Source organism: Bradyrhizobium jicamae (assembly GCF_001440395.1).
In the GTDB taxonomy this organism is placed as follows: Bacteria; Pseudomonadota; Alphaproteobacteria; order Rhizobiales; family Xanthobacteraceae; genus Bradyrhizobium; species Bradyrhizobium jicamae.
In genome coordinates this window covers 35,515-46,983 of sequence record NZ_LLXZ01000231.1, presented here as the reverse complement: position 1 = coordinate 46,983, position 11,469 = coordinate 35,515, and the positions used below count along the sequence as shown (strand labels likewise).

Sequence of the window (11,469 nt, the reverse complement as noted above, 5' to 3'; positions counted from 1 at the left end):
GCCACCTTATGTGCTCGCAGGCTGCTTGTGCCAGGAGGTGCGCAGCCTGTTTCGTTCGCAGCATCCGCTCGCCTGGCATGTCGTCGAGGGCCGAAGAATATTCGTTGAGCAGGGCCGTGCTAGCGAAAAGGACGCGGCCAACGTTGAACCGGCGCGACGACTGAAGCAGCGATTCGCAAACTGGGCCAGAAACCAGATCTTCGACCGTCTTTGGCGCGCATAGCCGCGATGATTTCGATGGCGCACTTGTGTCGGGCGACGTGGAAAGTTGCCCCCGCACTGCCTCACTAAAAATGTTACCGGACAACTTCCCTGTCGTGTCTGGGGCGGAGCTGCCGAATCAGTTCGGTGGCTGCTATGGCAGGGAAGATCAGCATGCGCGCAAAGCGCGAGATCACATCAGCGCTGGCCGAGCGTTATCGGGCGGGCGGTCGGCGCGAGAAGGGACGGATCCTTGACGAGCTTTGCGCCGTCACGGGATGGCATCGCAAGCACGCGATCCGGGCATTGTCAATGGACGGGTCATCGGGATCGGCCGTCCCGCGGCGGCGAGGGCCGGACCTACGGTGCTTCCATTCGCGATGCACTGATTGCGCTATGGGATGCCTCCGACCGGCTCTGCAGCAAGCGGCTCATCGCGATAATCCCGTTCTTGCTCCCGGCACTTGAGCGGCACGGCAGATTGAAACTTCCTGCCGAGGAGCGGTCGCTGGTTCTGAGGGTGAGCGCGGCGACGATCGATCGCCTACTGAGCGAGGTGAAGATCGCAGCAGCCGAGGACGCCGACGCCAGGCGGGCTTTTCCAGTGCCGTACGGCGGCAGGTCCCGGTGCGCACGTTCAATGATTGGGGAACACCACCACCGGGTTACTGCGAAGCGAATCTGGTTGCGCACGGCGGCACGTCCGTCTCCGGCGCGTTCATTCAGACGCTAACAATGGTCGATGTCGTGGGGTGGACCGAATGCCTTCCGCTCGGCGTGCGTGAAGCAGCTCTTGTGGTCGCGCAGAACCTAGTTCCCTGGCCCGTTCGTGGCCTCGATTTTGACAACGACAGCGCCTTCATGAACGACACGGTCGTGTCATGGTGCCGCTCTCACGATCTCGAAGTAATCGTTCCAGGGCCTACAAGAAGAGGGATCAGGCCTTCGTGGAGTAAAAGAACGGAGCTGTCGTTCGCCGCCCGGTGGGCTATGGGCGGCTTGAAGGCATTGATGCCGCTCGCTTATTAGCTCGCCTGTTTGCAGCGGCACGGCTGCACATCAATTTCTTCCAGCCTTCGTTTATGCTGAAGGAGAAGCACCGTGACCTTGCCCCCATATGTGGAACGGCCCGCGTGGCAAGAGCTTTTTCAGTCGATTTCACACATTGGAACGGTGCGGTCATATGTCCGGCCTTTGCGCGCGGCACATGGCCGCTGGCCTCGATGAGATCCGCGGAACGAGGAGCTAAATCAAGTTTACGCGCTTGAGCGCATTGGGGGCAGTAGCTTCACTCGTTTCGGGATGTCGTCCCATGGGTTCATCGTCTGTTGTTGCACCTTGCCCTCTGCCGGCCTGCGCCGGTCAGATCGTTTTGGCGGTCACTGCGTCCCATCAGACGGCGGCCGCGGTAGTCAGCGGGTCGGGACGCCGGTACGTCCCGCCCTTGTTCAGAAGCGCCCAAATGATCCGCGCCGTCTTGTTGGCCTGCGCGACAGCGGCAACCTTGAAGGGCCGTCTGGCGAGAAGCGCCTTCAGCCACGGCCGCGCCCGAGCGTCGTTTCGGACAACCCGCAAGACGGCCGTTGCCCCGACAATGAGGAGAGAGCGGAGTTCCGGATTTCCCATCTTCGATATCCCTCCTAGCCGCTCTTTGCCTCCGCTTGAATGAGGTCGCGGCGTCAATCCCAACCAGGCGGCAAAGTGGCGAGCCGACTTGAACCCGCTGGGATCCGGCACAAGCGCCTTGATGGTCGCCGCTGTAATGGGGCCGACGCCAGGGATCGTGGTCAAACGACGCATGTCCTCGTCGTGCTTGGCCTCCATGACGATTGCGCGCTCGAGCCTGTCGATCTGGTCAGCTGAAGTTTCAATCTCGTCGGCAATAGCCTTCAGCGCGAAGCGCGCTGCTGCGGGCAGGCGAGCGTCTGTCTCGTCCCGTACGATTGCGACCAGCGCCTCAACCTTTGCCAGGCCGGCGGTGGCGATGATGCCCAATTCGGCGAGATGAGCGCGCAAGGCGTTGACTGCTTGTGTCCTCTGCCGGACCAGAAGCGCGCGGGTCTTCAGCACCATCGCGGCAGCCTGCTGCTCAGCCGTCTTGATCGGCACGAAACGCATGGTCTTGCGGGTCACCGCTTCGCTGATCGCCTCCGCGTCCGCCGCATCCGTTTTACCTCGCTTGACGAACGGCTTGACATAAACCAGCGGAATGAGCCGCACCTCATGACCGAGAGCTGCGATCTCGCGCGCCCAATAGTGGGCGCTACCGCAGGCTTCCATCCCCACCAGGCATCGCGGCAGCTTCTCGAAAAAACGCAGAACTTCGCTGCGTCGCAGTTTCCGGTTGAACACGGGCGAGCCCTCGGCATCCGCCCCGTGAACCTGGAAAACCTGCTTGGCTAGATCCAGCCCGATGGTGATAATCTGTTTCACGGAACGGTCCCTCCTTTGTGGCGTTCGAACAACGACCACGTTCTAGCACTTTGATGCTGTTGGAGCGGGCCGTTCCACCACATCAAGTATTATCCAGACCTGAGTTCGCCGCGGCTGTTGGTGTTGAAGTGCTCCCCAAAACTAGGCCAGCCCCAGCTGGAATTTTCCGGGGTTAGGCTCATGCTGGCGGGGGCGCCGATGAGCCATTCAATCGCGATATCGGCGCCTTGTTGCCGATCGCGCTGTGGGGCCGGATCTCGTTGTAGTCTCTACGCCAATCCTCCATCTTCGCGCGGGCATCGTCAAGGCTCATGAACCAATGCGTGTTGAAACACTCGGTGCGGAATTTGCCATTGAACGATTCGATGAAGCCGTTGTCGGTCGGCTTGCCCGGCCTGGAGAAGTCCAACGTGACGCCGCGCTGATAGGCCCACAGGTCGAGATCGCGCGACACGAACTCGCTGCCTTGATCGACACGGATCGTCTCCGGGAATCCCACTTCATTGCAGACTCTTTCCAGCACCTCCACGACGTCGATGCCGCGGAACGTGTACCGTGGCTCCAGCGCCGGCGAGAAACGGGAGAACGTATCGACCATCGTGAGCACCCGAAGTTTGCGCCCAGTTGCCAGCTGATCATGGACAAAGTCCATGGCCCAGGTCTCATTCGTTCGCGTCGCCGGCTTGCGGTCATCGCGCAGCTTGGCCTTGACGCGGCGCTTGGGTGTCTTGTTGCGCAATTGTAAGCCCAATTCCTTGTAAAGCCGGTAGATGCGTTTGACGTTGACCGACCAGCTATCCCGCCGCAGCAATACGTGGACGCGCCGGTAACCGTAGCGCACCCGGGTCTCGCAGATGCTTTTGATGCGATGCTTGAGGTCGGCCTGGTCGCCGCGCTTCGACTTATAGACGTAAAGTGCACGATCAATCCGGAGGGTCGAGCAGGCACGCCTGATCGAGACCTTCCAGTCGCTGCGCAACTTGTCGACGAGTTCGCGCTTGCGGCCAGGCTTGAAAGCACATCCTGCAGCATGGCCTTGTCCAGCGACAGGTCGGCGACGATCCGCTTCAACTTCGCGTTCTCTTCTTCGAGCTGACGTAGCCGCTTCATGTCCGATGGCATGAGGCCCGCATACTTCTTGCGCCAGTTGTAGAACGTGGCGTCACTGATCCCCGCTTTCCGGCAGACCTCGGCGATCGGTGTCCCTTCCTCGGCTTGCCGGAGAACAAACGCGATCTGCGCTTCCGTAAACTTCGATGCCTTCATGGAACTCTCCTCGTCCCAACGCGGGATCATAGTTGGAAAATTCCAGCTTCAATTGGCCTAATCTGGCGGGAGCAGGTCACCTGGGCCAGAGCGAACTTCAATCTGGATTAAGTCCAGGGGCAAGGTCAGAGCTCTTCGTCGTCAGCTTTTCGTGGTCCTGCTGAGCGCAAGCTTTCCGGCGGCTTTCGTAGATCGCCGCTGCCTTGGTCGCCTCCGAGGGGGCGCCGCTCGATGCCGCCCTTCACAGGGTCGACCCGCGCAGCGGCGCTGGCAGCCTCTCGATCCGCATTGGTCTCGCGCTCTCGATCTTTGCCGCTTTTGTAGATCGCCCCAGCGTCAATACTCTCAGTCGTCTTGGTCATTTCGTTTTCCCTTGCTGCTTGCGTAGATTTGCTAAGCAAGCTCGTTAAATGACGATGGGCCGCTCGCTGAACCCGGACGGTTCCAAAATGCCGAGCTCGCCAAGATTGTGACCAGCGAGGCGCTCGGAAAATTCGGCTCCATGCCGCGGGATGCCATTCGGTTCGCGTCCTCGAGACTGGCAAGCGCGGCGTCCACTGGCACTTCGGTTCCATCCGCAAGTTGCTCCGCCAAAGGCTTGTTCGATCCTGCAGCGAACATGGAACCCAGAATCTTGGAGCGCTGTTTTTGTGGGCGGCCGCTGCTGGTTGCGCTTCCTCAATCTGCCGGCGGTCGTACCAATCGAGATTTGCTATCGTGCACAGAGGTCGCCGATCTCAATGAAGCCAGGCGCTGCCCGTCGCGTTGTTCGGTTCGGCGCGAATAATATCCGTCCATTATCCTCTCTCCTCCACACACGTGATCCGGAAAAGGATGAAGACGGCACGCGCCTCGTTCGCCGTTGACGCCGCAGGCGGAGCCGTACCCAGCGCGCCAAGAAATGCCGCCTCACACTCCCCTCGCCACGTAGTAGCCGGCAAACGCATCATTTGCTCCCCGGCGCCGGCACAAACTACCAAGATTGATAGTTTATTCGTTCGCGTATCGGAGGTAACTGAGCAGATCTTCGTAGTTACGCCAGTCCCCTTCGCTACGTCGAGGTCTATAGGATGGTTGGTTTAGTGAATGGTTGCTCTTGTACAAGGGTGTTTCCTCGCCGAACCTCAAAAAGGCCGCTAGGTTGGCGTGATCGTACAAAAGTCTTTTGTGCGCTTAGGGGGGGCGTCCGGTAAGACCGAATTCAAGCACGGACTGCCGATGGCATCGATTCAACATGATCCTTTCCTCCCGAGATGCGGCGAGGACGTTTAATGGTGCAGGCGGCTGACTCTGATTCCACGGAGAACGGCAATGAACTACGACGAATTCGTAGCCACTTGGCCCCATAAGGAGCCTCCTTCCTGTCAATCCGCGCCGATGCCCGCTGCCGCTTCCGTGCCCGGCGAAATCACGCTCGCAGGCTCGATCGTATACGCCAATGAGCGGATCTGCTGCTTGGAGGCGAACGGGTCACATTTTGAGATCGATCCCAAGGACGTGATCGATATTCAGGTACATGCCACGGCGGCGAAGGCGCAGGCTGCGAACGCGCAGGCAGCCGAGACGGAAAAAGCTCCTCACATCGCCATCCTCCAGGTGAGGCGTGACACAGTGCTGCGTCGATGGGTCTCGGTGCCCGCGACCCTCGTCGCCGCCGTCGGCACCTGGGTGAACGTCGTGCCTGCAAGCCAGAACGCGGCCTAGCCGGCGCAGCTTAGTAGGCAGACATAGTAGTCTCTCTAGCGAACAAAGAGCGCAGTTGGGCGCGCCGGATCGTCACAAGGGGAATCGTCACATGGACATACGAAAGACGATCGTCGCGTACATCGAGGATGTCTCGCGTGAGAAAGGCTTCGACCAATCCTGCAATCTGTTCGAAGCTGGACTGCTGACCTCACTCGACGTCCTGTCTCTCGTTGCGTTTCTCGAGGAAGCGTTCGCGCTCGAGATTTCCGGCGACGACGTCGATATGGATCATTTCGGCACGATCGACGGGCTTGTCAGCCTAGTCGCACAAAAGCAGACCGTTGCCGCGTAGATCGCCGATGCTCCCCGTTCACGACATGCTGAGCAGGACGGCGCGGGACAATCCCGATAAGGAGGCAATTGTCCTACGCGGCCAGCGCTTATCGTTTGGCGAGCTGGAGGATCGTGCGACGCGAATTGCCGGCTTCCTGCGTTCCCGCGTTGCCTTCGGGGCGCGGGTTGCCATCCACGCGCCGAAATGTGTGGATGAGGTCGCGGTGATCTTCGCGATCGCCAAAGCCGGCGCCGTCATGGTGCACATCAATCCGGCGTTCCGAGATGAGCAGCTGCAATACGTCTTAGCCGAAACGGAGCCGGCCGCCGTATTCTTCCACCCGAGCAAGGAGGCGGTCATCGCCCGTGCAGCGCAGCGCGGGCTCCTCCCAGATGTTCGGATCCGCATCGGGCGAGCACCAGCGTTTCGCCAGACGATTGCCGCGCTTGAGCTCGGCACGATAGCAGCCGGCCGGCCGCCAACCCAGTCGGAAGCGGTGAGCGAGGACGATCTCGCGGCGCTTATTTATACGTCAGGGACGACGTCGCGAGCCAAAGGTACCAAGGTCACGCATGGTATCCTGACGGACGCAACCGTGATATCGGCCGCGGTGCTGGAGAACGGCCCGCACGAACGCTTGATCAGCATCACACCCTTTTCGTTCGATGGCGCCCTGAGTCAGCTGTTCACGGCGACCCTGGTCGGTGGCACCCTAGTGCTTCAGGACTCGACCTTCCCGGTCGACATCGTCCGGACTCTCGCCACAGAGCGAATCACCGGCTTTCACGCGATGCCGTCACTGTGGCGGATGATAATCAACACCCACGCGACGCTGCTCGAGCGCCCTTTTCCTGACCTCCGCTATGTCTCGCTGATCGGCGAGGTGTTTCCCGAACGTGAGCTCTCGCAGCTTCGACGTGCGCTAGGCACCACAGACTTTTACATGATGTACGGGACGACTGAAGCGTTCCGCTCCACGTGTCTCGCGCCGTCCGAGCTTTCGAGGAAGCCACGTTCGGTGGGCAGGCCGCTGCCCGGGGTGACGATCACAGTGGTCGACGAGGATGGCCGGCCGTGCGCGCCGGGCACCGTCGGCCAGATCGTGCACAGCGGGGCGTTCGTGTCGCCAGGCTATTGGAAAAAGGACAGCAGCGCCGTCTTTCAGGCGGACGGTGTCCACACCGGCGACTTCGGCATGCTTGATGACGAGGGGTACCTGTACTTCGTCGGCCGCAAGGACACGATGATCAAGCGCTTCGGGCATAGGGTGTACCCCGAGGAAATCGAGCAATGCCTCGCCAGGATCGACGGCATCGCCATGGCGGCGGTCGTATGCGGGCAGGACGATCACAGCGCGCCCACCATACGGGCGGTCGTCGTGCGTGCGCCGGGCGTGGCCGTCACCTGCCAGGATGTCGCGCGCGCATGCGCGATGCTGCCGCATTATATGCGCCCGGACACGATCGAGTTTCGCGCGGCGCTCCCGCTCACGAGCACCTACAAGATCAATCGCGCGGCAGTGGTCGTGGGGGAGGCACCATGAGACGCTGCATCCAGTGCGGTCTACCCGCGGGCTTCCCAGACGTTTCGTTCGGCGACGACGGCGTGTGCTCGATCTGTCGGGATTTCGTCGGGCGCGACCCGACGTCCGGGCGTCAGGCGCAACTGGCCGATGCGCTGCATCAAGTCATCGCCGCTAACCGATCGGATCGACGGCGATACGACGCGGTCGTCGCATTCAGCGGCGGAAAGGACAGCACGTTCCTGCTCAAGTTGTTGCAGGAGAAATTCTGCCTGAATCTCCTGGCGGTTACGTTTGACAACGGCTTCCTGTCGCCGGCAGCCTTCGACAACATGTACAAGGTGGTTGCAACGCTTGATGTCGACCACGTGATTGTCAAGTACCGCCAGGATAGAGTCAATGAGATCTTCCTCGCGAGCGCACTGGCGCGGGTCTACCCCGACTACCTCGCCAAGTTCGGCAGCGGTGTCTGCATCTCGTGCATTCGCATGGTTTTGACCGCAGCGCTGCGCATGGCGATCGAGAAGCAGATCCCGATGGTTATGCTCGGCACCAGCCCTGGCCAGGTGCTGCGGTCGGAGGAGGAACTGATTTACCGCGACAACACCATTCCGTTCGCGGTCCGGCGGCAGTTGTTCGCCATACTGGCGGAGCGCACGGGCTCGTGGGTTTACGACCATGTGATGCTGAGACGCGATGAATACCAGACGCATCCCTTCCCGTACATCGTCAGCCCGCTGCCGATCCTTGGTTACGATGAGGCGGAAATATATCGAAGCATCATGGGCCTCGGATGGCGAAGGCCGGCCGACGTTGATCCCAACTCGACGAATTGCCGGCTGAACGCGTTCGGCATCATCCGGCATAAGAATCTCTACGGCTTTCACCCCTACGACTACGAGATGAGCCAGATGGTCCGTCTCGGTTCGCTTCCTCGCGACGTGGCCGCCGAGCGGTTGGGGGATACGGAGGGGCTGGCGATCGATGTGGCGACGGACGTGGAGCGCGAGCTGATGTGCTACTCCTGCTGCCGTCGAACCGGAGGCGCATGAGCCATGTGCGGTATCTGTGGCGTTGTGAATATGCGCAAGGACGAGCCGGTCTCACCCGCGGTGCTCACGCGCATGAACGCGCCGCTCGAGCACCGCGGGCCCGACGACTGCGGGTTCCATATGGACGGCTTCGTGGGGCTCGGGCACCGGCGGTTGTCAGTGCTCGACATTGAGAACGGCCGCCAGCCGATCGCCAACGAGGACGGCAGCGTATGGGTCACCTATAACGGTGAAATCTACAACTACCCCGAGCTTCGCGAGGACCTCGCCCGCCGCGGTCACCGCTTCAGGACCCGGTGCGACACCGAGGTCATCGTTCATGCCTACGAGGAATATGGCGAGGGCTGTGTATTGCATTTCAACGGCATGTTCGCCTTCGCCCTGTGGGACCGGAGGCGCGATCTTCTGCTCATGGCGCGCGACCGCCTCGGCATCAAGCCGCTCTACTATGCAACGCGTGGCGGGCAGTTCGTGTTCGCCTCGGAGATCAAGGCCATCTTGGCGCATCCGATAATCAATGCCGTCGTCGACTTCAACGCCTTGGCCGAATCCCTGCTGTGCACAACACTGCTCGACTCTAAGACGATGTTCAAGGACGTCCATTCGGTGCCGCCGGGATCGATCGTCGTGGTTCAGGAGGGGCTGGTCAGGAAGCATCGCTACTGGTCGCTCGAGCGCGACAGCCTCAGGCACGGCGACTCGTTCGATGAGTGTCGCGACCGCGTGCGGCATCTGCTGAATTCGGCCATCCGAATGGAGATGGTGAGCGACATGCCGCTGGGTACCCTTCTGAGCGGCGGTCTCGATTCCAGCCTCGTCTCGGCCCTTGCCGCCAAGCATGCAACTGGCTGCCTGAAGACCTTCTCGATGGATTACGACCTCAACGCCAAGGCGCACGGCCATAAATCCGATCCTCACTACGCCCGCATGGTGGCGCGGGCCTACGGCACCGATCACACGGAGTTTTTCTTTCGGCCGGACGAGTACTTTGACGTGCTCAAAGATGTGACTTGGCACGTGGAGAAGCCGGTCGAGCTCACGTCGCCTTCGCTCTATCTGCTGTATCGCGGCGTGAAGCCGACCGCTACGGTCGTGATGTCCGGCGAAGGCGCCGACGAGCTGTTTGCCGGCTACTACTTCTTCCTCGACGGCGAGGAGCCCTCCACCCAATTTCCGTGGGCGCCCTATGTCGACAAGGTCTGCGCCCTGCTCGATCCGGCATTCCAGCGAGAGACAGCGTGCTCTGATCGAATTCGCTCGACCCTGGCGCAGGAGATGGGCGCGCTTGACACCGATGACGCGCTCAACAAACGGCTATATCTGTTCCTCAAATATTACCTGGTAGACATGCTTGAGCGTCTCGACAAGACCAGCATGGCGTCGGGCGTGGAGTCGCGCGTGCCGTTCCTCGACCATCGATTGGTCGAGTACGTCGTGCAGATGCCATCTGCCTTCAAGTCTACCGCGAAATCGGAAAAGATCCTACTCAAGCACATCGCCGAAGATCTCCTGCCGCTGCCGGTCGTGGCACGCAAGAAGCGCCCGGTCCCGATCCCGATCGACGCCGCGACCCTGGTAGCGGAGCGCAACCGCGCCGAGCGGCTGGTCCGATCGACCAACTCGAAGATCGGCCACTATTTCGACGCGGACAAGGTTTCCGAATTTCTCCGCAAGCGCGGTCCGTGCGCGGCCAACGACGATCTCGCGGTCTATCGCACGGCGCATGCTCTGATCGCCCTCGACGCATGGCACGCGGCGTTCGGAGTCGCCGCATGAGCAGCATCGACGACATCCTCGAAAATGGCGCGGCGCTTGTCGCCAAGGTGATCGCGCCGATCGCCGCCGCGGCCGATGAGGCCGAGGCATTTCCGCTCGAGGCGTTTCGGCAAATGGGGACCTTCGGCCTGTACGGCACGCACTATCCGGCGCGATATGGCGGCTGCGGCCTCGATCACACGACCTACATCGGGTTGATCAGGGAGGTCGCGAAGGCGTGCGCGGCGACGGCGATGACCGCCCTGTCGCATGCGACGCTCGCATGCGACCCGATCTTTGCCAGCGGCAATGAAGAGCTCAAGCGCCGCCTTCTGCCGCCGCTTATCGCCGGTGAGAAGATCGGCGCTTTCGCGATGACCGAAAGCGAGAGCGGCTCGGACACGTCGTCGATCCGGACCAGGGCGGAGGAGACGCATGAGGGCTACGTCCTTAATGGCGCTAAGCTGTTCATCACCAACGCCAATGTCGCGGACGTGGCCGTGGTGGTCGCCAGGACCTCGGACGCGGCCGGCGGCCTCGGGCTGAGCCTGTTCGTGGTCGAGAAGGGGACGCCGGGATTCCACGCAAGCGGCCGGCGCGAGCGCAAGCTCGGCATGCGCGCCTCCGACACCGGCGAGCTTATCTTTCGCGACTCGCCCGTTCCCAAGCAAAACTTGCTCGGCCGCAAGAACCGCGGGTTCGACATCCTGCAGCGTACGCTGCCAACGGCTCGGCTCGGCATGGCCGCGATCGCCATCGGCATATCCGAGCGCGTGCGCGATCTGTGCGTGGATCACGTTCTTCGCCGCCGGCAGTTCGGCAAACCGCTGTGCCGCTTCCAACTGATCCAGCGCATGCTGGCGGACATGGAGGTGAACATCAACGCCGCCGATCTGCTTCTGAAAAAGGCGACGCGTCTGCGGGATGACGGCAAGAGCTTCTTCAAGGAAGCCGCCGAGGCGAAGCTTTTCGCCTCCGAGGCAGCAGCCGCAGCGACCCGGGACGCAATCCAGATCCACGGCGCGCAGGGCTACTGCCGCGACCTTCCGCTCGAGCGCTTCTTCCGCGATGCGAAGCTCACCGAGATCGGCGACGGAACGTCAGAAATCCAGCGACTGATCATCGCCGACGAGATGATCAAGGCGGGGACGCGCCGCGCGCAGGGGCGCAATGGGAGTTCGTCGGCCGATTCGGGGTAACGGTGGAGAGTGCAAGGAGAT

At 61.5% G+C, this 11,469-nt stretch carries 9 protein-coding genes and 2 pseudogenes; 8 read left to right on the top strand and 3 right to left on the bottom strand.

Going from position 1 to position 11,469, the window contains the following annotated elements:
• Both CQ12_RS45815 and CQ12_RS40930 read left to right on the top strand, forming a co-directional pair.
• Window positions 1-223, top strand: a pseudogene (locus CQ12_RS45815) (nucleoside deaminase); the annotation flags it as partial.
• Window positions 224-828: 605 nt separating this feature from the next.
• Complete coding sequence (locus CQ12_RS40930; protein WP_157088804.1) at window positions 829-1,230, top strand: hypothetical protein; 402 nt, start codon at window positions 829-831, stop codon at window positions 1,228-1,230.
• Window positions 1,231-1,593: 363 nt separating this feature from the next.
• Here the strand turns inward: CQ12_RS40930 and CQ12_RS40925 are convergent, their stop codons facing one another.
• The 3 genes and pseudogenes from CQ12_RS40925 to CQ12_RS40915 form a co-directional block, all read right to left on the bottom strand.
• Complete coding sequence (locus CQ12_RS40925) at window positions 1,594-2,634, bottom strand: IS110 family RNA-guided transposase (RefSeq protein WP_057840897.1); 1,041 nt, start codon at window positions 2,632-2,634, stop codon at window positions 1,594-1,596.
• A gap of 178 nt (window positions 2,635-2,812) precedes the next feature.
• A pseudogene (locus CQ12_RS40920) lies at window positions 2,813-3,900 on the bottom strand (IS3 family transposase).
• A 125-nt stretch (window positions 3,901-4,025) separates the two neighbouring features.
• A complete protein-coding gene (locus CQ12_RS40915; protein ID WP_057840895.1) occupies window positions 4,026-4,262 on the bottom strand; it encodes a hypothetical protein in 237 nt (78 codons plus the stop codon).
• A gap of 949 nt (window positions 4,263-5,211) precedes the next feature.
• Here CQ12_RS40915 and CQ12_RS40910 point away from each other — a divergent pair.
• From CQ12_RS40910 to CQ12_RS40885, 6 genes are all read left to right on the top strand, one after another.
• Window positions 5,212-5,604: a hypothetical protein gene (locus CQ12_RS40910; RefSeq protein WP_157088803.1), complete on the top strand. Its 393-nt coding sequence runs from the start codon at window positions 5,212-5,214 to the stop codon at window positions 5,602-5,604.
• Window positions 5,605-5,695: 91 nt separating this feature from the next.
• A complete protein-coding gene (locus tag CQ12_RS40905) occupies window positions 5,696-5,938 on the top strand; it encodes a phosphopantetheine-binding protein (protein ID WP_057840893.1) in 243 nt (80 codons plus the stop codon).
• A 7-nt stretch (window positions 5,939-5,945) separates the two neighbouring features.
• On the top strand, window positions 5,946-7,463 hold the full coding sequence (locus CQ12_RS40900) for a class I adenylate-forming enzyme family protein (protein ID WP_083519718.1): 1,518 nt from the start codon (window positions 5,946-5,948) through the stop codon (window positions 7,461-7,463).
• Complete coding sequence (locus tag CQ12_RS40895; protein WP_057840891.1) at window positions 7,460-8,494, top strand: adenine nucleotide alpha hydrolase family protein; 1,035 nt, start codon at window positions 7,460-7,462, stop codon at window positions 8,492-8,494. Before CQ12_RS40900 ends, CQ12_RS40895 begins: the two co-directional genes overlap by 4 nt.
• A gap of 3 nt (window positions 8,495-8,497) precedes the next feature.
• The gene (gene asnB / locus CQ12_RS40890) at window positions 8,498-10,270 is read left to right on the top strand and encodes an asparagine synthase (glutamine-hydrolyzing) (RefSeq protein WP_057840890.1); all 1,773 of its coding nucleotides are present in this window, start codon (window positions 8,498-8,500) and stop codon (window positions 10,268-10,270) included.
• Window positions 10,267-11,448 carry an acyl-CoA dehydrogenase family protein gene (locus tag CQ12_RS40885; protein WP_057840889.1) on the top strand — a complete coding sequence of 394 codons (1,182 nt, stop codon included), beginning with the start codon at window positions 10,267-10,269 and terminating at the stop codon, window positions 11,446-11,448. The genes asnB and CQ12_RS40885 overlap by 4 nt, the downstream gene beginning before the upstream one ends.
• Window positions 11,449-11,469: the final 21 nt, after the last annotated feature.